The organism is Sinomonas gamaensis (assembly GCF_005876955.1).
Classification (GTDB): Bacteria; Actinomycetota; Actinomycetes; order Actinomycetales; family Micrococcaceae; genus Sinomonas; species Sinomonas gamaensis.
In genome coordinates this window covers 214,048-234,972 of the sequence record NZ_SSCL01000002.1, presented here as the reverse complement: position 1 = coordinate 234,972, position 20,925 = coordinate 214,048, and the positions used below count along the sequence as shown (strand labels likewise).

The 20,925-nt window shown below is 68.6% G+C and carries 20 protein-coding genes; 13 read left to right on the top strand and 7 right to left on the bottom strand.

Annotated elements, in window-relative coordinates:
- The first annotated feature begins 155 nt into the window (after positions 1-155).
- From E5679_RS03605 to E5679_RS03575, 7 genes are all read left to right on the top strand, one after another.
- A complete protein-coding gene (locus E5679_RS03605) occupies positions 156-920 on the top strand; it encodes a helix-turn-helix transcriptional regulator (protein ID WP_249335930.1) in 765 nt (254 codons plus the stop codon).
- The gene (gene sufB / locus E5679_RS03600) at positions 920-2,389 is read left to right on the top strand and encodes a Fe-S cluster assembly protein SufB (protein ID WP_138413717.1); all 1,470 of its coding nucleotides are present in this window, start codon (positions 920-922) and stop codon (positions 2,387-2,389) included. Before E5679_RS03605 ends, sufB begins: the two co-directional genes overlap by 1 nt.
- Positions 2,389-3,657, top strand: a complete 1,269-nt coding sequence (gene sufD, locus E5679_RS03595) for a Fe-S cluster assembly protein SufD (RefSeq protein ID WP_138413716.1) — start codon at positions 2,389-2,391, stop codon at positions 3,655-3,657. The genes sufB and sufD overlap by 1 nt, the downstream gene beginning before the upstream one ends.
- 78 nt (positions 3,658-3,735) lie before the next feature.
- Positions 3,736-4,509, top strand: a complete 774-nt coding sequence (gene sufC, locus E5679_RS03590; RefSeq protein WP_138413715.1) for a Fe-S cluster assembly ATPase SufC — start codon at positions 3,736-3,738, stop codon at positions 4,507-4,509.
- Positions 4,510-4,541: 32 nt separating this feature from the next.
- Positions 4,542-4,886: a metal-sulfur cluster assembly factor gene (locus tag E5679_RS03585; protein WP_138413714.1), complete on the top strand. Its 345-nt coding sequence runs from the start codon at positions 4,542-4,544 to the stop codon at positions 4,884-4,886.
- 148 nt (positions 4,887-5,034) lie between these two features.
- Complete coding sequence (locus tag E5679_RS03580; protein ID WP_138413713.1) at positions 5,035-6,435, top strand: class I adenylate-forming enzyme family protein; 1,401 nt, start codon at positions 5,035-5,037, stop codon at positions 6,433-6,435.
- Positions 6,410-7,606 carry a thiolase family protein gene (locus E5679_RS03575; protein ID WP_138413712.1) on the top strand — a complete coding sequence of 399 codons (1,197 nt, stop codon included), beginning with the start codon at positions 6,410-6,412 and terminating at the stop codon, positions 7,604-7,606. The genes E5679_RS03580 and E5679_RS03575 overlap by 26 nt, the downstream gene beginning before the upstream one ends.
- 34 nt (positions 7,607-7,640) lie before the next feature.
- On the opposite strand, the gene E5679_RS03570 is transcribed toward E5679_RS03575, so the two are convergent.
- From E5679_RS03570 to E5679_RS21165, 3 genes are read right to left on the bottom strand one after another with little or no spacing between them, the layout of a single operon-like run.
- Positions 7,641-8,270 (bottom strand): energy-coupling factor transporter transmembrane component T family protein, encoded by a 630-nt coding sequence (locus tag E5679_RS03570; RefSeq protein ID WP_138413711.1) that lies wholly within the window; start codon positions 8,268-8,270, stop codon positions 7,641-7,643.
- Entirely contained in the window at positions 8,270-8,992 is a 723-nt protein-coding gene (locus E5679_RS03565) for an energy-coupling factor ABC transporter ATP-binding protein (protein WP_249335928.1), read from the bottom strand. The genes E5679_RS03570 and E5679_RS03565 overlap by 1 nt, the downstream gene beginning before the upstream one ends.
- Positions 8,989-9,615 (bottom strand): biotin transporter BioY, encoded by a 627-nt coding sequence (locus tag E5679_RS21165; RefSeq protein WP_138413709.1) that lies wholly within the window; start codon positions 9,613-9,615, stop codon positions 8,989-8,991. The genes E5679_RS03565 and E5679_RS21165 overlap by 4 nt, the downstream gene beginning before the upstream one ends.
- Before the next feature lie 219 nt (positions 9,616-9,834).
- On the opposite strand from E5679_RS21165, the gene E5679_RS03555 reads away from it, so the two are divergent.
- The 6 genes from E5679_RS03555 (at position 9,835) to E5679_RS03530 (ending at position 18,780) form a co-directional block, all read left to right on the top strand.
- Positions 9,835-10,248 carry a CBS domain-containing protein gene (locus tag E5679_RS03555; RefSeq protein WP_138413708.1) on the top strand — a complete coding sequence of 138 codons (414 nt, stop codon included), beginning with the start codon at positions 9,835-9,837 and terminating at the stop codon, positions 10,246-10,248.
- Positions 10,249-10,261: 13 nt separating this feature from the next.
- Positions 10,262-11,905 carry a RecQ family ATP-dependent DNA helicase gene (locus tag E5679_RS03550; RefSeq protein WP_138413707.1) on the top strand — a complete coding sequence of 548 codons (1,644 nt, stop codon included), beginning with the start codon at positions 10,262-10,264 and terminating at the stop codon, positions 11,903-11,905.
- Positions 11,906-12,049: 144 nt separating this feature from the next.
- Positions 12,050-15,313: a formate dehydrogenase gene (fdh, locus tag E5679_RS03545; RefSeq protein ID WP_138413706.1), complete on the top strand. Its 3,264-nt coding sequence runs from the start codon at positions 12,050-12,052 to the stop codon at positions 15,311-15,313.
- The gene (locus tag E5679_RS03540; RefSeq protein ID WP_138413705.1) at positions 15,310-16,128 is read left to right on the top strand and encodes a 4Fe-4S dicluster domain-containing protein; all 819 of its coding nucleotides are present in this window, start codon (positions 15,310-15,312) and stop codon (positions 16,126-16,128) included. Before fdh ends, E5679_RS03540 begins: the two co-directional genes overlap by 4 nt.
- Positions 16,125-17,135, top strand: a complete 1,011-nt coding sequence (gene nrfD, locus E5679_RS03535; RefSeq protein ID WP_138413704.1) for an NrfD/PsrC family molybdoenzyme membrane anchor subunit — start codon at positions 16,125-16,127, stop codon at positions 17,133-17,135. Before E5679_RS03540 ends, nrfD begins: the two co-directional genes overlap by 4 nt.
- A gap of 43 nt (positions 17,136-17,178) precedes the next feature.
- A complete protein-coding gene (locus E5679_RS03530; protein WP_138413703.1) occupies positions 17,179-18,780 on the top strand; it encodes an ABC-F family ATP-binding cassette domain-containing protein in 1,602 nt (533 codons plus the stop codon).
- 3 nt (positions 18,781-18,783) lie between these two features.
- On the opposite strand, the gene E5679_RS03525 is transcribed toward E5679_RS03530, so the two are convergent.
- From E5679_RS03525 to E5679_RS03510, 4 genes are read right to left on the bottom strand one after another with little or no spacing between them, the layout of a single operon-like run.
- Positions 18,784-19,269, bottom strand: a complete 486-nt coding sequence (locus E5679_RS03525) for a YbaK/EbsC family protein (protein ID WP_138413702.1) — start codon at positions 19,267-19,269, stop codon at positions 18,784-18,786.
- Positions 19,266-20,180 carry an SURF1 family cytochrome oxidase biogenesis protein gene (locus E5679_RS03520; protein WP_138413701.1) on the bottom strand — a complete coding sequence of 305 codons (915 nt, stop codon included), beginning with the start codon at positions 20,178-20,180 and terminating at the stop codon, positions 19,266-19,268. Before E5679_RS03520 ends, E5679_RS03525 begins: the two co-directional genes overlap by 4 nt.
- Position 20,181: 1 nt before the next feature.
- Complete coding sequence (locus tag E5679_RS03515; RefSeq protein ID WP_138413932.1) at positions 20,182-20,409, bottom strand: hypothetical protein; 228 nt, start codon at positions 20,407-20,409, stop codon at positions 20,182-20,184.
- Between the two features lie 11 nt (positions 20,410-20,420).
- Positions 20,421-20,840, bottom strand: coding sequence for a DUF3099 domain-containing protein (locus E5679_RS03510; protein WP_249335927.1), 420 nt, complete (start codon positions 20,838-20,840; stop codon positions 20,421-20,423).
- Between the last annotated feature and the right edge of the window lie 85 nt (positions 20,841-20,925).

The following is a 20,925-nucleotide window of genomic DNA, read 5'->3' as shown; positions in this document are numbered from 1 at the left end:
CCATCCATTCTACGCAAGGTAGTACAAGGCTCCCTGCGCGCCGATGTGACGCAGCTATCCGCCAACTAAGCCCCTCCTTACTGGAGACGGGGAAGAGATTAGGTGAAGATTGTGTTGTGTATTCCGTGACCACAGCTCAAGCGCCTGCTAGAAGTGTGTCCGGGAAGAGCCCGACCGGCGAGGCCGAGGACCGAACTCGGGACCGCGTCCTCAGCGCCGTGCTCGAGCATGGACCCGTGAGCGCGGCGGAGCTTGGCGACATGCTCAGCCTCACCCCCGCCGCCGTCCGGCGCCATCTGGATGCGCTGACGCGCGCTGGCGTCGTCGAGGTCAAGCGTGTGGCCACGTCGGGCGTCGGGGCCGGTCGTCCGGCCCGCCGGTACGTGCTGACGTCGCGGGGCCAGTCTACGATCGGCGATGATTACCTCGACATCGCCCGCACCGCGCTCCATCGGCTCGCGGACGTCGCTGGCCCCGGCGCGGTCGAGGATTTCGCGGAGGAGCGCTTTGCCGCGATGGAGCAGCGGTACCAGCCGCTGGTCGACGCCGCGGGCGAGGACATCGCCGACAGGTCCCGGGCTCTTGCCGAGGCGCTGACGCGGGACGGCTTCGTCGCGTCGGCCACCGAAATCGGACCTCGGGTCCTGCCATCGGGCAAGCCACTGCCAGACCACCTCGCAAGCGTCCAGCTGTGCCAGGGCCACTGCCCCGTGCAGCAGCTGGCAGCTGAATTCCCCGTCTTCTGCGACACCGAGACCGCGGTCTTCTCGCGCCTCCTCGGTGTCGACGTGCGTCGGCTCTCGACGCTCGCGGGAGGCGGGCATGTGTGCACCACGCACATCCCGACTGGTCGCGGGGCCAGACCGGCCGCCGCAACCCCAAGCCAAGCTGACGAAACATCCGAAACTGAGAGGCCGTGATGACGGATCAATTGGCCGAGAAGCACAATGTGGACGTCGAGCCCACGGTGATCTCGGAGATTCTGGAGAAGAACCCCGAGCTCCACGGGATCGGCAACTACGAGTACGGCTGGGCAGATGCGGACGTCGCCGGCGCCAACGCGCGCCGCGGGCTCAACGAGGACGTCGTCCGCGACATCTCCGCGAAGAAGGGCGAGCCCGACTGGATGCTCGACCTGCGCCTCAAGGGCCTGAAGTACTTCGACCGCAAGCCGATGCCGCTCTGGGGAGCTGACCTCTCCGGCATCGACTTCGACAACATCAAGTACTTCGTGCGCTCCACGGAGAAGCAGGCGGAGTCTTGGGAGGACCTCCCGGAGGACATCCGCAACACGTACGAGAAGCTCGGCATCCCGGAAGCGGAGCGCAGCCGCCTCGTCGCAGGTGTGGCCGCACAGTACGAATCCGAGGTCGTGTACCACCAGATCCGTGAGGACCTCGAGCGGCAGGGCGTCATCTTCCTCGACACCGACACCGCGCTCAAGGAGCACCCGGAGTTCTTCCAGGAGTACTTCGGCACGGTCATCCCCGTCGGCGACAACAAGTTCGCCTCGCTGAACACCGCGGTGTGGTCGGGCGGCTCGTTCGTCTACGTGCCGAAGGGTGTCCACGTCGAGATCCCGCTTCAGGCCTACTTCCGCATCAACACCGAGAACATGGGCCAGTTCGAGCGGACCCTGATCATCGCCGACGAGGATTCCTACGTCCACTACATCGAGGGCTGCACGGCTCCGATCTACACCTCGGACTCGCTGCACTCGGCCGTCGTCGAGATCATCGTCAAGAAGGGCGCCCGCGTCCGCTACACGACGATCCAGAACTGGTCGAACAACGTCTACAACCTCGTGACCAAGCGTGCCATCTGCCACGAGGGCGCCACCATGGAGTGGATCGACGGCAACATCGGTTCGAAGGTCACCATGAAGTACCCGGCCGTGTACCTCGTCGGCGAGCACGCCAAGGGCGAAACCCTCTCGATCGCGTTCGCGGGCGAGGGACAGCACCAGGACACGGGCTCCAAGATGGTGCACATCGCGCCCAACACGAAGTCCTCGATCGTCTCGAAGTCGGTGGCCCGCGGCGGCGGCCGCGCTGCCTACCGGGGCCTCGTGCAGGTGCGCGAAGGCGCGAAGCACTCCGCCAACACGGTGCGCTGTGACGCGCTCCTGGTCGACACCATCTCCCGCTCGGACACGTACCCGTACATCGACATCCGCGAGGACGACGTGGTGCTCGGCCACGAGGCGACCGTGTCGCGCGTGAGCGAGGAGCAGTTGTTCTACCTCATGTCCCGCGGGCTCCCGGAGGACGAGGCCATGGCCATGATCGTGCGCGGCTTCATCGAGCCGATCGCGCGCGAACTCCCCATGGAGTACGCCCTCGAGCTGAACCGCCTCATTGAACTGCAGATGGAAGGGTCCGTCGGTTGATGACTGAAGTCAAGGAAGAGAAAGCGCGCATCGGGGCGCCGTCGATCGCCGGGTTCACGGAGGAAGGCGAAAGCCTTTCGCCGGCACCCGCGGCCGCCGGACCGCTCGGCGGAGATGCCTCCAAGAGCCACTCGCATGGCGGCGGCTATGGCATCCCCGACAGCTCGCGCGCGGGTCGCCTGACGTCCTACCGCCTCGCCGACTTCCCAGAGCTCAAGGGCACCGAGGAAGAGTGGCGCTTCACGCCGCTTCGGCGCCTCGGCGGCCTGCACAAGGACGGGCTCGACGGCGCCGCCCCGGGTGTCGCCGTCGACGCGCCGCAGCAAGTGCGCGTAGAGACGGTCGGCCGTGACGACAGCCGCATCGGCTCGGCCGGCATCCCGGAGGACCGCGTGTCGGCGAACGCCTGGGAGCACTTCGCTGAGGCCACCGTCATCACCGTCCCGTCCGGCGCTCAGCTCGAGGACCGGATCCTCGTCACGATGACCGGCAACGGCCTTGCCGCGGCGGCCCAGCACGTGGTCCTGATCGCCGAAGCGGACGCACGCGCCGTCGTCGTCCTCAATCACCAAGGCCAGGCCGTCGTGTCGGAGAACGTCGAGATCGTCGTCGGCGACCGCGCCGAGCTGACTGTGGTCTCGCTCCAGGAGTGGAGCGACGACTCCGTGCACCTCTCCTCCCAGCAGGTCAAGGTGGGCCGTGACGCCAAGGTCAAGCACGTCGCGATCTCCCTCGGCGGGTCGGTGGTCCGGCTGACGCCGACCGTGCGTTTCGCACAGCCCGGCGGCGAGGCGGAGATCTTTGGCCTCTACTTCGCGGATGCAGGCCAGCACCTCGAGCACCGCACGTTCGTGGACCACGCGCAGCCCAACTGCGTCTCGAACGTCCTGTACAAGGGTGCGCTCCAGGGCAAGGACGCGCGCACGGTGTGGGTCGGCGACGTGCTCATCCAGAAGCAAGCCGAGGGAACCGACAGCTACGAGAAGAACCAGAACCTCGTTCTGACCGACGGCTGCCGCGCAGACTCGGTGCCGAACCTCGAGATCGAGACGGGTCTCATCGAGGGCGCCGGGCACGCGAGCGCGACCGGCCGCTTCGATGACGAGCACCTGTTCTACCTCATGGCCCGCGGCATCCCGGAGGATGTGGCCCGGCGCCTCGTAGTGCGCGGCTTCCTGAACGAGATCATCCAGAAGATCGGCGTTCCCGCGATCGAAGAGCACCTCACCGAGGCCGTCGAGCGGGAGCTCGACGCCGGAGACAACTGAACCCCACAGGATTGGTCCCGGCGGAGCCGGAACCCCACAGCAGCCAGCCCGGCGGAGCCGGGTGCAAGGAGAAAACACATGTCGACTCTGGAGATCAAAGACCTGCACGTCTCGATTGAGACCGAGCAGGGCGTCAAGGAGATCCTCAAGGGCGTGACCCTCACCGTGAAGACCGGCGAGACGCACGCCATCATGGGCCCGAACGGGTCGGGCAAGTCAACGCTGGCCTCGACGATCGCGGGCCACCCGCGGTACACCGTCACCTCGGGCTCCATCACCCTCGACGGCGAAGACGTCCTCGCGATGAGCGTGGACGAGCGGGCCCGGGCTGGCCTGTTCCTCGCCATGCAGTACCCCGTGGAGGTCCCGGGCGTCACCATGACGAACTTCCTCCGCACCGCGAAGACCGCGATCGACGGCAAGGCTCCCGCGATCCGCACCTGGACGAAGGAAGTCAAGGAGGCGATGGCCCAGCTGCGCATCGACGCCGACTTCGCCCAGCGCAACGTCAACGAGGGCTTCTCCGGCGGCGAGAAGAAGCGCGTGGAGATCCTCCAGCTCGAGCTCTTCAAGCCGAAGTTCGCCATCCTCGACGAGACCGACTCGGGCCTCGACGTCGATGCGCTCAAGGTTGTCTCGGAGGGCGTCAACCGTGCGCACGCGGCCGGCAACATGGGCACCCTGCTGATCACGCACTACACCCGAATCCTGCGCTACATCAAGCCGGAGTTCGTCCACGTCTTCGTGGACGGCAAGATCGCCGAGCAGGGTGGTCCCGAGCTTGCCGACCGCCTCGAGGAAGAGGGCTACGACCGCTACCTCGCCGGCGCCGGTTCCGCGGTGCAGGCCTAAGTCCGCAAACTCCCAGTCCGAAAAGGAGAGCCATGTCTGATCCCCAAACTGCTGGGATCCAGCCGGCACAGACCGCCCTCGAGGATGTCGAGGAGCGGCTCAAGGACGTCATCGACCCCGAACTGGGCGTCAACGTCGTGGACCTGGGTCTGGTCTACGGGCTCGAGTACGGCGAGGACGGCACGCTGCTCATCAGCATGACGCTCACGACCGCGGCGTGCCCGCTCACCGACATCCTGGAGGACCAGGTGGGGCAGGCGCTAGACGGGGTGGTCGACGAGTGGCGCCTCAACTGGGTGTGGATGCCGCCGTGGGGTCCGGAGCGGATCACCGAGGATGGCCGCGACCAGATGCGCGCCCTCGGCTTCAACATCTGACCCTGCCTTTCGGCAGAATCCAGCCCGACGACGACGGCCGGCGGCTTCCCTGCGGAAGCCGCCGGCCGTCGTCGTCCGTGCCGAGGTCGGGCCGTCACGATAGCTCACGTACCGCGGGGTAGGCGGGCCTATTTCGTAGACTGAGGGGATGCCATTTCTGGACCGACTCTCGGCGTGGGCGGCGGGCAAGCCGCACGACGTCGCCGTGGTGTGCGGAAACCAGCGGCTCTCGTGGAGCGAACTCGCGGACCAGGCAGGGCGGCTGGCGCGATCGGGCGAGGACCTCCGGATCCTCCAGGAGCCCAATGGCGTGCAGTTCGCGGTCCGATGGGCGGCCGGAACCGCGGGGCGGCGGGAATGTGCGGTTCTGGACCCGCTCTGGCCCGCGGAGCTCACGGCCGAGGTCAGGGAACGGCTCACCCAGCGCTGGGGCGCAACCACCGCAGCGCCCACCGAACTCGAGGACGGCGATGACGAATCCTCGTTCCTGGTCGGCCTGACCTCCGGAACCACGTCGCTGCCGAAGGCGTTCTCGCGCACCCGCGGGTCTTGGCGCCGCTCGTTCGAGGCTTCGATCGAACTGTTCGGCCTCAGCCCTGACGATCGGGTGCTGGCCCCCGGACCGCTTTCCGCGAGCCTCAATCTCTACACTCTTTCCGAATGCCTCTTCGCGGGCGCGTCATTTCACATGCTGCCGCATTTCGATGTCGGCGACGCCCATGTGGAGATAGGACGGGCTTCGATCACTCGGCTCGTGCTCGTCCCGACCATGCTGCGGGTTCTCGCCGAGCGCGGCCTTGCTGGCGACGTCGATGCGAGCGGTATCAGCGCGATCGTCTGCTCGGGGCAGAAGCTCGACCGCCGCACGCTGGAGGCCGCTCGGAGGTGGGCGCCGAACGCTGTGGTCTGGGAGTACTACGGCGCGTCGGAGCTGAGCTTCGTCGCCGCGAGGGCCCACTTCCCCGGAGAGACGCCGGCAGAAATGGGCACAGGCGTCGGGCGCGCATTCCCCGGGGTGGACCTCGCCATCCTGGACGACGACGGCGGCCCGGTCCCCGACGGCGAGACCGGCAACATCTGTGTCCGCGGCGGCCTCGTGAGCGAGGGCTACGTGTGGGGAGACGACGGCGAGGCCTTCACGCGGCTCGGCGAGTGGTGCACGGTCCGCGATCAGGGGTACGTGCAGGACGGCGAGCTGCACGTTCTTGGCCGGACGCAGGACATGATCAATACGGGCGGGCAGAACGTCTATCCCCACGAGGTCGAGGCGGCCCTTGCGATGCTGCCGGGCGTCGCGGAGGTCGTGGCTGCGGGCATCCCTGACGACGTCCGCGGCCAGCGCGTGGTGGCCGGCGTGGTGCCGGCCCACGCTGGACTCTGTCAGCTCCAGCTGCGGGCCGGGCTCGAGGGACGTCTCGCCCCGGCCAAGCGACCCCTGCAGTACTTCCAGTTGGACGAGTTGCCGGTGACCGAACGCGGCAAACTCAGTCGCGCCCAGTTCCAGAAGTGGGTCCTCGAAGGGGATGCCCGTGCCCGGAACCTCGCCTAGAACACCGCCGCTGGTCATCGCCGGGCGCCGCACGCCACTCGTCCGGGCTGGTACCGCCTTCGCCGAGATCCGAGTCCACGAATTGCTCGCCCCGGTCCTGCGGGCCGTCGTGGAGGATTCTGGGCTGGCAGGGGAGGAGTTTGCCCAGGTCATCGTGGGCAACGCTGCGGGAGGCGGAGGGAATCTCGCCCGGCTCGCCGCACTCGAGGCCGAGTTCCCTGAGACCGTCCCCGGATTGACGGTGGATGGCCAGTGCGGGTCGGGGCTCGACGCCGTCGTCCTCGCCTGCCGCCTGATTCAGGCGGGCGCGGGCCTCGCCTATGCTGCGGGCGGCGCGGAGTCCATCAGCACGGCGCCGGTGCGCGGACACCGCACGGCCGACGGTGGCATCGCCTTCTACTCGCGCGCTCAGCACGCGCCTACTCGGCCCGAGGACGACGGCGATCCGGACATGGGGCTCGCAGCAGAGACCGTTGCGCGCGAGGCGGGCGTGGTCCGCGAGCGTCAGGACGCGCTGGCGCTGCGGAGCCATCGCCGGGCGCTCGAGGCCGCGTCCTCGGGGGCGTTCAACGCGGAAATCGTTCCTGTGCACACGTCCGGTGGCTGGGTTCGGGCGGACAACGGGCCGAGGAAACGACTCGATGAGCGCCTTCTTGCACGATTTCCTCCCGCGTTCGTTACCGGGGGAACCGTTACCGCTGGCAACTCGTGTTTCGACGCCGACGGGGCTGCGGCCGTCGTTGTGGTGGATGGCGACAGGTCGGCGCTGCCTCCCGGCCGCGCAGCGCTCGCGTTCCTCGGTTCGGCGAGTGCCGGCGTCGACCCGCGGCGCCTCGGCGTGGGCGCAGCCGCCGCGACCGCGGCGCTGCTCAAGGAGCATGACTTGGCCGTCGACGATCTTGCTGCCGTCGAATTCAACGAAGCCTTCGCCGGCCAGGTCTTGGCGTGCACGGACCGCCTGGGGCTCGGGGACGACGCCCTCGACGCCGTCCTCAACATCCACGGAGGCTCGCTCGCGCTCGGTCATGCCTACGGAGCCTCGGGCGCGGTGTCTGTGGTGCGGTTACTCGCCCGCGCCCAGTCCTTGCCGGACGGCTCGCTCTGCCTTGCGATGATCAGCTCCGCTGGCGGGCTCGGAACCGCGGTGCTGTTCGAAACGCGCCGCCCCTGACACGTGACCGCCTTTGGCGAAACGGGCAGCCACCTCACTCCTCAGGTTCCCCGAGGCCGCGCGCCGCGAGCGCCTCCCCGGTCCGGCGCGCGTACGCCACAGCCGAGAGGACGACCGGAATTGTCCGCGCGCGGAGGTTGCGCTCGAGTCCGCGGGCGCGCGCTGCGTCGCCCACCTCGGCGAACGCACCCGCGAGCACGGGGATGCTGCGGATCATGACGGCGATCGCCAAGGCGAACCGCTCGGGGTCCGCCCCGAAGCGCCGCAGCGGGCGCGCGAGCCCGGCGACTCCGTCGAGCAGATCGCGCAGGGGAACGGTCGCCGTGAGCAGCCCGGCCCCGACGAAGCACAGCACGAGGTTCAGGACGATCCGCGCCGCCGTGGCCGGCCCCAGCTGCCACCACTGGAAGGCGCCGAGGACCGCGAGCAGGGGGAGCAGGACTTTCCACGACGCGAGGAGGCGCCGCACGCCGAGGCCAGCCGTCAGCCATGCGCCAATCACCACGACCACCGCGGCCGCCGAAGCGCGCCAATCAACCAGCACGAAGCTGGCCGTTCCGGCGAGCAGCACGCCGAGGAACTTCACCCATGGGGGCGCGCGGTGCAGCCATGAGTCGCCCGGGACATAGCCCGCGAGGACGGCCCCCCGCGTCCGGTCCCGCATCAGCGTTGCCCCGTTTCCGCACCGCTGAGGGCTCGGTACCGGCGGACGGCTTCGGCGGGCTCTCCGTCGAACGCGATCCTGCCGGATTCGACGACGAGAACGCGTTCGGCGTCGAGCGCGAGTTCGAGGTCGTGGGTCGAGAGGATCACTTGTTGGGGGAGTGAGGCGAGCGTCTTGCGGAGAAGCTCTCGATTGCGGAGATCGAGGAGGGTGGACGGCTCATCGAGGACGAGGACCTCCGGGTCGACCGCGAGCACGGCGGCGAGCGCCATCAGCTGCCGCTCGCCGCCGGAGAGTTCGTAGACGCTCTGGTCCGCGAGCCGGCCGAGTCCGAAACGGTCGAGCACCTCCTGGGCCGCGGCTGCCCTGTCGACCCGATTCCGATGGCGGCGCCGCAGGGACAGCTCGATGTCCTCGCGTCCAGTCGGCATGACGAGCTGGGAGAGGGGGTCCGTGAAGACGAAGCCCACATGCTGCCGAATGGCCCTGCCATCGCGGACGCTGTCGAGCCCATCGACGACCACGCTCCCCGAGGAAGGCTCGACGAGCCCGTTCAGCAGGCGCAGCAGGGTCGACTTCCCGGAGCCGTTGGCTCCGATCACTGCAACGCGGCGCTCGGCCATCACGGCGCTGATCCCGTCGAGGACGACTTTCTCGCGCGGCCCCGCATCGGCGTCGAGCGCTACGGCAACCCGGACGCCTTCGAGCTCGATCCGGCTCACGCCTGCTTGACCCTCCTGACCAGGACGTCGGGGAAGGCGCGGTGGACCGCCGTCGCGGCCAGGGCAGACACGGCGTTCTTGAGCAGGTCGCCGGGGTAGTATGCGAGATCCGCGAGGAAGGCGGCCTGCCATGAGAGCTTGAGGTTCACCATCATCCCGAGCACGCCGAGGGAGTGGATGACGACGACGGACACCACGGTCGCGGCGAGGAAGAACCAGGCGCCGCGCCGCGCGGCCGAGGTGCGTCGGACGATGCGCTCGGCGAGCAGGCCGAGCAGGAACGCCCCCACGAGGAACGCCACGATGTAGCCCGCTGACCCTCCGGCGAGGATCTGGAGGCCAGCGCGGCCTCCGGAGAAGATGGGCAGGCCTGCGAAACCGAGGATGAGATACAGGCCGACGGCGGCCGCAGCGCGGGTGCCTCCGAGCACGAGCGCCGTGAGCGCCACGGCCAGAGTCTGGAGCGTGATGGGAACGCCGAAGCTCCCGACGGGGATGCCGGGGACGATGGCCGATGCGGCGATGAGTGCCGCGAACACGGCGACAAGGGCAAGCGACTGGGCATCCCACGCCCGACGCGGACGGGATGACGTGGGCCCGGTGGGGGCGGTCTTCTGGCTCATGATTCCCTTCCAAGGTCTCCCGGCAGGCGGGTTCTTCTGACTGTGAAGGCTACGCACCGCCGTCGTCCGTCATTTTGTAGGCGCCCCACCAAGGCCAACCGTTGCACGTTGGCGAGGCGCCACAACTCGCGCCGAGTTTTCGACCCTGCCCGGAGGGTAATCCGCGGATGGCCGCCGCAGACAGGGCGGCGGCCAGAGACACGGCGACAGGAGAGAGCGATGACTACCGCGCGCGAGATCATGACTCCGGGAGCCGAGTGCGTCGGCGAGAACGAGACACTCGAGGTCGCAGCCCGGAAGATGAAGGACCTCGATGTCGGGGCCCTGCCCATCTGCGGCGAGGACAATCGACTGAAGGGTGTGGTGACTGATCGCGACATTGTGGTCAAGTGCCTCGCCGAAGGCGGAGACCCGCGGACGACGACGGCTGGGAGCCTGGGTGAGGGAAAGCCCATCACGATCGGCGCCGACGACAGCGTCGAAGAGGCGATCAAGACCATGGAGGAGCACCGGGTCCGCCGTCTCCCGGTCATCGACGGCCACGACCTCGTGGGCATGGTGTCCCAGGCCGACATCGCCCGGAGCCTCTCCGAGGATCAGGTGGGCGAGTTGGTCAAGTTGATCTCCTACTAGCCGACACCAGCGAATGACACAGGACGCCCTGCTCCGCATCGCCAGCCAGAATTTCGGCATCGACTCGTGGAGGGAGGGCCAATTCGAAGCGGTGGAAGCGGCAACCGGAGGGCGGGACGTCCTCGCCGTCATGCCCACCGGCCACGGGAAGTCGGCGATCTACCAGGTCCCCGGCGCGGCCCTCGACGGCGTCACGCTCGTGGTGAGCCCACTCATCGCCCTCCAGCGGGATCAGGTGGACGCCATCAACGAGAGCCTCGGCGCGGAGCGGGCCGTGGCCCTCAACTCGACCCTCGGCGCCCGCGCAGAGAGGGCCGCGTGGGAAGCCATCGAACGCGGCGACGTGCGCTTCGCCTTCCTGGCCCCTGAGCAGTTGGCCCGTGAGCAGACTGTGGAGCGCTTGAGCACCGTACGGCTGGCTCTCTTCGTGGTCGATGAGGCTCACTGCATCTCATCGTGGGGCCACGACTTCCGTCCGGACTACCTCCTGCTCGGTGACGTGCTCCAGAAGCTCCGGCGACCACCCGTCGTCGCGCTGACCGCCACGGCGACGCCGCACACCCGAGCTGAAATCGTGGAGCGCCTGGGCCTTCGGGACCCGCTCGTCATGGTCCAGAGCTTCGATCGGCCCAATATCGAGCTGACGGTCATCAGGCACGAGAGCGAGGCAGGGAAGCGGGCCGCGGTGATCGACCAGGTCGCCGAGTTCGAGGGGCCCGGCCTGCTCTACGTGGCCACGCGGCGGAACACCGAGGAGTACGCCCGTGAACTGTCGGACCGCGGCGTCCGTGCGGAGGCCTATCACTCCGGGCGCAAGGCGAGCGACCGCGCGGAGGTCCACCGGCGGTTCCTCGACAACGAACTGGACGTCGTCGTCGCCACGACCGCGTTCGGCATGGGGATCGACAAGCCCGACGTGCGCTTCGTGGTCCATGCCGACATCCCCGATTCGCTCGACAGCTACTATCAGGAGATCGGCCGGGCGGGCCGGGACGGCGATCCCGCGCTCGCCGTCCTCCACTACCGCGCCGAAGACCTGGGACTCCAGCGGTTCTTCGCGGGGAAGTCATTCGACGAGGACAACGTGGCTGCCCTCTACGACGCGGTCCGCGCTCGGGGGCCGCTTCGTTCGGCTGCGCTTCGGGCTGAGACGGGCCTGACCCCTCGGGCGCAGGCGCGCGCCCTGAGCCTGCTCGAGCACAGCGGTTGCGTCGTTGGATCGCGGAGCGGGTATCGGGCCGTGGGACACCTCAGCCCCCACGACGCGATGGAACGCGCGCGGGCGGCGGACGAAGCGCGGCATCGGATCGACGAGTCCCGGGTGGAGATGGCGCGCGGCTACGCCGAGACCGACGCCTGCCGGCGTCAGTGGCTCCTGAACTACTTCGGCGAGGAGGCGCCCGCCTGGTGCGGAAACTGCGACCGGTGCAAGGAGGAAGGCAGCGAGCAGGAGGCCGAGGAACGCGAGGCTGCAACCCCGGGCGGTTGGTCGATGCAGTCCCAGGTGCGCCATCGGGAGTGGGGGCCGGGCATGGTCATGGGGGTCGAGCCCGACCGTCTCACGGTGCTCTTCGAGTCCGTCGGTTACAAGGAACTGGCACTTTCGGCAATCGAGGAGAACGAGGGCCTCTTGGTCCGGGAGGGCGCTTCCGGCTGAACCGCGGCTGCGATCTGGCGGCAGAAATCTCGCATGGTTCATCTGAGGTCTGGCGGGGCACGTAGAGGGCAGGGCTAGTATGGCTCCCGTGCGCCGCGTGACACAGATCACGCGACGGCGGTCCGAGGCTGGGAGGGGTTTCCCATGGCAAGTCCGCTGCAGTGGCCGGTTCTGCGGCAGTTTCTGGAGCACGATCCGTCAGGCCGACATCACGCGGCGAAATCACGCGCCACTGAGAATCTGAAGGCGCGGATCGAGACGGCAGATCGGGTGGTCCCCTCGGTCTGCCCCTTCTGCGCAGTGGGGTGCGCCCAGAGGGTCTACGTCAAGGACGAGCAGGTCATCCAGATCGAGGGAAACCCCGATTCGCCGATCAGCCGCGGGCGACTGTGCCCGAAGGGCTCGGCGTCGCTCCAGCTGACCACGGGGGCCTCCCGCGAGAAGTACGTCCTCTACCGCAAGCCGCATGGGACGGACTGGGAGCGGCTGGACCTCGAGACCGCGATGGACATGGTGGCCCAGCGCGTGGTCGAGACCCGGCGCGACACGTGGGAGTGGGACGTCGATGGCATCCGCACCCGTCGGACCATGGGGATCGCGAGCCTCGGCGGCGCCACGCTCGACAATGAGGAGAATTACCTCATCAAGAAGCTGTTCACGGCGTTGGGCATCGTCCAGGTCGAGAATCAGGCACGGGTGTGCCACAGCTCCACTGTCTCCGGCCTCGGCACGAGCTTTGGCCGTGGTGGCTCGACCACGTATCTCCAGGATCTTCAGAACGCCGATTGCATCATCATCCAAGGCTCGAACTTCGCCGAGGCGCATCCTGTTGGCTTCCAGTGGGTGATGGAGGCGAAGGAGCGCGGAGCGAAGATCATCCATGTCGACCCCCGGTTCTCGCGGACGAGCGCCATGGCGGACACTTTCGTACCGATCCGCGCAGGCACCGACATCGCGTTCCTCGGCGGGCTCATCAACTGGGTCATCACGCACGATGCGTACTTCCGCGAATACGTGGTGAACTACACGAACGCGGCGACCATCCTCCGCGACGATTTCCAGGACACCGAGGATCTCGACGGTCTCTTCTCTGGCTACGACGCGGAGAACTCCACCTACAGCACCGAGACGTGGCAGTACGAGGGCGGGTACGCGGCGGCCTCGTCCGGCGAGCGCGATTCGCATCTCCAAGAGCAGGGGAGCGCGCTCGGCGAGTCGTCGCATCCCCAGTCGCACGGGTCGGGCGGCCCTGGGGTCCACGGCGAGTGGCGGCGGGACGAAACCCTTCAGGACCCCCGTTGCGTCTTCCAGGTGCTCAAGCGGCACTACTCCCGCTACACCCCGGAGATGGTCGAGCAGGTCTGCGGCGTGCCGCAGGCGCTCTTCCAGGAGGTCGCCGAGGCGATCACCGCCAACTCCGGCAGGGAACGGACGACGGCGTTCGCCTACGCCGTGGGCTGGACGCAGCACACCACGGGCACCCAGTACATCCGCACGGCCTCCGTACTCCAGCTCCTTCTCGGCAACATCGGACGCCCCGGGGGCGGGATCATGGCCCTGCGCGGCCATGCAAGCATCCAGGGCTCAAGCGACATCCCCACGCTGTACGACCTGCTGCCCGGCTACCTCCCGACCCCTCACGCCGAACAGCACCTCGACCTGGACGGCTACATCGAGGCCGACTCGGCGAAGGGCGGCTTCTGGGCCAACATGCGCGCCTATACCGTGAGCCTGCTCAAGGCATGGTGGGGCGACGCCGCAACCGCGGAGAATGACTTCTGCTTCGACTATCTCCCGCGCATCACGGGGAGCCACAGCACGTACGACACGGTCAACGCCCAGCTCGAGGGCCTCTGCAAGGGGTATTTCCTCATGGGGGAGAACCCGGCTGTGGGGTCCGCGAATACCCGCCTCCAGCGGCTCGGCATGTCGAAGCTCGACTGGCTCGTTGTCCGGGACTTCTCCCTCATCGAGAGTGCCACTTGGTGGAAGGACGGCCCGGAGATCGCCACCGGCGAGCTCCGCACCGAGGACATCGCCACGGAGGTGTTCTTCTTCCCCGCCGCCGCCCACACCGAGAAGGCCGGGAGCTTCACGAACACCAACCGGCTGGTGCAGTGGCGGGACCAGGCGATCGAGCCCGAAGCAGACCGCAGGAGCGACCTGTGGTTCATCTGGCATCTGGGCCGGCGGATCCGCAAGCTGCTCGAAGGATCGGCCGACGACGCCGATCGGCCCGTGCTGGACCTCACCTGGGATTACCCGACGGTGGGAACCCAGGACGAGCCGGACGCAGACGCGGTCTTCGCCGAGATCAATGGAAAGGCGGCGGATGGCTCGCCGCTGTCTGCCTACACGCAGCTCAAGGATGACGGCTCCACATCGTGCGGGTGCTGGATCTACTGCGGCTGCAGGGCCGACGGCGTCAATCAGGCGGCGCGCCGCAAGCCCCACACCGAGCAGACCGTCTCAAGCCGCGAATGGGGCTGGGCGTGGCCTGCGAACCGCCGCGAGCTCTACAACCGTGCCTCGGCGGATCCCGAGGGGAGGCCGTGGAGCGAGCGGAAGAAGCTCATCTGGTGGGACGAGGAGGCCGGCGAGTGGACGGGCGACGACGTTCCAGACTTCGAGCCGACCAAGCCGCCGTCGTACCGACCGCCCAAGGACGCGAAGGGGCCCGATGCCCTCTCCGGCACTGACCCCTTCATCATGCAGTCGGACGGCAAGGGGTGGCTCTACGCGCCAGCGGGCCTTGTCGACGGGCCAATGCCTACGCATTACGAGCCCCAGGAGTCGCCGTTCGAGAATGCGCTGTACGGCCAGCAGAGGAATCCTCTGCGCAAGCTCCTGCCCCGTGAGGGCAACCGGTACCACCCGAGCGGGAATCAGCCGGGTGCCGACGTCTACCCCTACGTGCTGACCACGTACCGGCTCACGGAGCACTTCACCGCGGGTGCCATGACCCGTTGGCTCCCGTATCTGGCTGAGCTGCAGCCGGAGTCCTTCTGCGAGGTCTCGCCCGCCCTTGCCGCGGAACGCGGGCTGACGAACCGGGGCTGGGCCACGCTCGTCTCGGCCCGCGGGGCCATCGAGGCCCGAGTCCTCGTGACGGACAGGATGAAGCCTCTCCGGGTCCAGGGCCGGACGGTCCATCAGATCGGCATGCCGTACCACTGGGGCCCGAATGGGCTGAGCCGAGGCGACGCGATGAATGAGCTCTCCTCGATCTCCATGGACCCGAACGTCCATATCCAGGAGGTCAAGGCGCTCACCGTGGACATCCGACCCGGCCGCCGGCCCCGAGGCGGCGACCTGCTTGGCCTGGTTGCGGACTACCGCCGGCGCGCCGGCATAGACGAGCACACCGGCCTTGACGAGCACACCGGCATGGAAGGAGTCAGGGCATGAGCGTCACCCAACTCGGGATGCCTTCGGTGGGCGTCCCCCGCAAGGGCTTCTTCACCGACACCAGCCTGTGCATCGGGTGCAAGGCCTGCGAGGTCGCGTGCAAGGAGTGGAACGATGTCCCGGCCGACACGGACCTCCAGATCACTGGAGAGTCGTTCGACAACACCTCCGCCCTCGGGGCCAACACCTGGCGCCACGTGGCGTTCATCGAGAAGCAGGTGCCCGCCACCGATCCGTCCGCGCACGACGGCGTGAAGTGGCTCATGTCGTCGGATGTGTGCAAGCACTGCACCCACGCGGCCTGCCTCGACGTCTGCCCCACGGGTGCGCTCTTCCGCACCGAGCACGGGACGGTCGTTGTCCAGCAGGACATCTGCAACGGGTGCGGCTACTGCGTCTCGGCCTGCCCCTACGGCGTCATCGACCAGCGCAAGGGCGACGGCCGGGCCTTCAAGTGCACCATGTGCTATGACCGCCTCGAGGCGGGCGAGGAGCCGGCCTGCGCGAAGGCCTGCCCCACCAAGTCGATCCAGTTCGGCGAGCTCGATGAGCTGCGGGAGCGGGCCGACGCGCGCCTCGTCGAGCTGAAGGAGCGCGGCGAGGAGAACGCCCAGCTCTACGGGCGCGATCCCGACAACGGCGTGGGCGGCGACGGGGCGTTCTTCCTCCTCCTGGATGAACCCGAGACGTACGGACTTCCCCCGGATCCCATCGTGACCACGAGGGACCTGCCCGCGATGTGGAAGCGTGCGGCGGGCGCTGCTGCTGGCCTTCTGGCCGGGGCGGCCCTCGCGTTCTGGGGAGCGAAGAAGTGAGCCCGCGGCGGCAGAAGGAGGAATTCACCTCCTACTACGGGCGGCCGATTCTGAAGGAGCCGACGTGGGAAGCGCTGGACATCGCCGGCTACATCTTCGCGGGCGGCCTCGCGGGCGCCTCGTCGCTCCTCGCGGCGGGCGCGCAGCACAGCGGGCGTCCGGGGCTCGAACGGTCGGCCAAGCTCACGGCCCTCACCGCGATCTCCGCGTCGGTCGTCGCGCTCGTCCACGACCTCGGTCGTCCTGACCGGTTCCTCAACATGCTCCGGGTCGCGAAGCCGACTTCGCCGATGAGCGTGGGTTCCTGGATCCTCTCGGTCTACGGTCCGCTCGCTGGAGCGACGGCGGCCTCCAACGTGCTCGGTCTCCTGCCGCGAGCCGGGCGCCTGGCGGGCCTCGGCGCGGCCGTGACCGGAACCGGGGTCGCGACCTACACGGCAGTCCTGATCGGCGACACCGCGGTGCCCACGTGGCACGACGCCCATGACGTCCTGCCGTTCGTGTTCGCCGGCTCGGCCGCGGCATCGGCCGGCGGCGTCGCGGCAGCCCTCTCGCCCGTTGCCGAGGCAGGACCGGCACGACGGATGGCTGTCGGAGGCGCGGTACTGGAGACCGCCATGAGCATGGTCATGGAACGCCGGGACCACCTCTCCACTGAGACCCTGCACACGGGTAAGGCTGGAAGACTGCTGCGCCTCTCGAAGGCCTGCACCGTCGGTGGCGCGGTCGGGCTCGCGCTGGGCGGAGGCAAGTCCCGGGCGGTGAGCGCGCTCGGTGGTCTGGCCGTGGCCGCGGGCTCAGCGCTCCTCCGTTTCGGCGTATTCGAAGCTGGACGGGCGTCCACACGCGACCCGAAGTACGTCGTCGTGCCTCAGCGCGAGCGGCTCGGGAAGCAGGCTGAAGCGCAGGAGAACGGCGGGCAGCAGCCATTGGAGAAGGCGCAGCCCCAGCCCCAGAGGGCAGGGCAGGGGGAAGGGGCGGGGGTTTCGGCGGCTAGCATGGTATGAGGCCCAGTCCGGGCCGCGCACCCCCCGAAAGGCCTCTCCTTACGTGATCACTGTTCAGGACCTCGAACTCCGCGCCGGAGCCCGCCTGCTCATGGACGGGGTGACGTTCCGGATCGACAAGGGCGACAAGATCGGCCTCGTGGGGCGGAACGGCGCGGGCAAGACCACGCTGACGCGCGTCCTCGCGGGCGAGGGGATCCCGGCCGCCGGAACGGTGACCCGCAGTGGTGAGATCGGCTACCTGCCGCAGGACCCGCGGACCCCGGACATGGAGCAGCTAGCGCGTGACCGTATCCTGTCAGCGCGCGGTCTCGACGTCGTCGTCCGCAAGCTGCGCGAAACCCAAGCGGCCATGGCCAGCGGCGACCCGGCCACCCAGCGCAAGGCAATGTCCCGCTACGACCGGCTCGAGGCCGAGTTCCTCGCCGGCGGCGGCTACGCGGCCGAGGCCGAGGCCGCCGCGATCTCGGCGAACCTCGCGCTCCCCGACCGCATCCTCAACCAGCCGCTTCGCACCCTCTCGGGTGGCCAGCGGCGGCGTGTGGAGCTGGCCAGGATCCTTTACTCGGCCGCGGATACCCTTCTCCTCGACGAGCCCACGAACCACCTCGACGGCGACTCCATCGCGTGGCTGCGGGAGTTCCTCAAGGCGCATCAGGGCGGACTCATCGTGATCTCGCACGATGTCGAGCTCCTCGAGGCGACGGTCAACAAGGTCTTCCACCTCGACGCGAACCGCGCGGTGATCGACGTCTACAACATGGGCTGGAAGCGCTACCTCGCCCAGCGCGAGACGGACGAGCGTGCGCGTCGGCGGGAACGCGCCAACGCCGAGAAGAAGGCCCAGGTCCTCCTCGATCAGGCGAACAAGATGCGCGCCAAGGCAACGAAGGCGGTCGCGGCGCAGAATATGGCCAAGCGCGCGGAGCGCCTGCTGGCCGGCGTCGCCGAGGAAAGGGTCTCGGATCGCGTGGCCGCCCTGCGCTTCCCGGAGCCAGCCCCCTGCGGAAAGACCCCCCTCCAGGCAGAGGGGCTCTCGAAGTCGTATGGCTCGCTGGAGATCTTCACCGACGTCGACCTCGCGGTGGACCGGGGCTCGCGTGTCGTGATCCTCGGGCTCAACGGCGCCGGCAAGACGACCCTTCTCCGGATGCTGGCTGGGGTCGACTCGCCGGACACGGGCGAGATCCATCCCGGCCACGGACTCAAGATCGGTTACTACGCGCAGGAGCACGAGACCCTCGATCCCGACCGTTCGGTTCTGGAGAACATGCGGCGTGCCGCTCCCGATCACCTCGGGGACGCGGATGTCCGGGGCATCCTGGGCTCGTTCCTGTTCACGGGCGATGATGTGGACAAGCCGGCCGGCGTGCTTTCGGGCGGGGAGAAGACGCGTCTCGCCCTGGCCACGATCGTCGCCTCGAGCGCGAACGTCCTCCTGCTCGACGAGCCGACCAACAACCTCGACCCGGCAAGCCGCCGCGAGATCCTCGGCGCCCTCAAGACGTACAAGGGAGCGGTCGTCATGGTGAGCCACGACGAGGGGGCCGTCGAGGCGCTCAACCCCGAGCGCGTCGTCCTCCTTCCGGACGGCGTCGAGGACCTCTGGAGCGCGGACTACCTCGACCTGATCACGCTCGCGTAGGCGTCAGCGCACTTCCAGCGGTTCGGCTCCTGTCACGCGGGCAAGGTCCTCATAGGTGACCGACAGCATCGACTGATGGTCCCCTGCACCCGCCCATAGCAGCGGGTAGGCCCTCAGCTGCAGATCGATGACCGTGCGGAGCCGCCGCGGATGTCCAACGGGGGCGACCCCGCCGACACGCTGTCCCGTGTGCTCGAGGACGAATTCGGCGCTGGCTCTGCGGATCTTCCCCGAACCGAGCTGCCTCGCGACCAGCTTCGTGTCGACGCGCGCCGCCCCGCTCGCGAGGATCAGAAGGGGCTCGCCGTCGAGCTCGAAGACGAGGCTGTTCGCGATCGCCCCGAGATCGCAGCCAAGAACTTCCGCGGCTGCCGCGGCGGTGGGAACGTCCTCGTCGAAGGTGCGCACGCTGTCCGGCAGACCCGCGCCAAGGAGCGCCTGGCGCACGCGCTCGACGGCGGGCCGGTCGCCGTTGTGTGAGGCGCTCACCGGTAGCCCTGGGCGTCGAGGATGGCGTCTTCTTCCTCCTCGGCGGTGGGCTTCCGCCGCTTCTTCGGGACGAAGCGCGCCGCGCGAGCCGCAGCATCGTCGGCCGCCCGCTGCGCCTCGGTGTGATCTTCGCCCTGGCCTCGAGCCGCTTCGGCAGCCTCCGCTGCCTCCGCTGCGGCGTCAATGGCGCGGTTGCGCGCGTGCTGGCGCGCCGCGTAGCCGAAGCCGATGAACATGAGCACGCCGAACGCGAGCCACTGCAGGGCGTACGAGAGGTGGGTTCCGTCGTCGGGCTGAGGCTTGGGCAGCGGGGTCGGGGTGGTGGCCGCGGCGGGGGTCTCGCTCGCCATCAGCCCGTACGATCCGGTGAGCACCGGGTACTTCAGCTGACCCGCGTAGGTGGGCAGATCGATGGAGGCCAGCTGGCCCGACGGGGCGCCGCGATCGAGGGCAGGCTCGCTGGGGCGGAGACGCACGACGACGGACACCTCACCCGACGGCGGGGCGGGCACGGAGTCCGGGCGTCCCTGCTCCTGACTGCCGATCGGCAGCCATCCACGGTCGACGACCACCGTCTGGCCCGAGTCGAGCTTGAACGGCACGACCACTTCGTAGCCCGGCTGCCCATTGAGAGGGCGGTTGCGGACAACGCGGCTGTCCGCCACCTGATACGAGCCGCGAAGGCTCACCTGCTCCCATTCGTGACCGCTTGCGAGGTGCTCGAATTGCTGGGACGCGTCCCGGAAGGGCACCGGGGCGGCGTCGTAGTTCCGATTCACGAGGTCGATGACGGCCTGGGCCTCGGCGAGCCGTGACATCTGCCAGCGGCTGAGCAGCACGCAGGCAACGGCGAAGAGGATGGCGAGGCCTAGATACGTGAGCCAGCGGCGTGAGAAGAGGAACCGGTACACGTCAGCGGGCCCCGTCCCCGGCCGGCTGCGGGTGGGGAACGGTCTCGCGCCACAGCAGGCGAGTCTTGAGGTAGTCCTCAAGCCAGTCGCGATGCTCCCCGCACGCGAGCCAGACCTTGCGCCGCTCGGGTGTGTGGATCCGGGGGTTGTTCCAGAGGAGCTGCCATTCTGCCTCGCTGCGGCACCCCTTCCGGGAGCACACTGCAGCCTCCGGACCTTCACCCGCCATTCCCAGCAGGCTCACGCGCTCTTCTCCTCCGTGCCCCGATCTTCTTCCTCTGTGTCGTCCACGACTTCCCCGTCCAGCACCACGTCCTCGGCGCGTCCGGGCGTCCCGGCTTCGAGCTCGCCGACGGGCGGCGCGTCGAGCAGGGAGTCGCTCGTGGTCTCCGCCTTGTCTTGGGCGTTGGCAATGACCACGGCAACCCACGGAAGGAACACGGCGCCGGCGACGGCGACCAGCTTGAACCAGCCGTCCACGACGAAGAGCAGAATGATGCACACCATGCGGATGCCCATCGCCGTGGCGTAGCGGACCATGCGCTTGTGCATGTCCTCGCTGTGCCCCGGGGCCGCGGTGGTGATGCTGTGGACTTCCGGATCGTCGGAGGTCCGCTCGTCCTCCGGCCCGGTTCCCGTCCCGTCAGTCAGTCTCTTCATCATTGTTCCCGTCCGTCCATTGTCCCACCGGGCCTCCGGGCGGGCGAATCCTGCTGTCATGCGCGCCCATCCCCAGGCTCGAGGC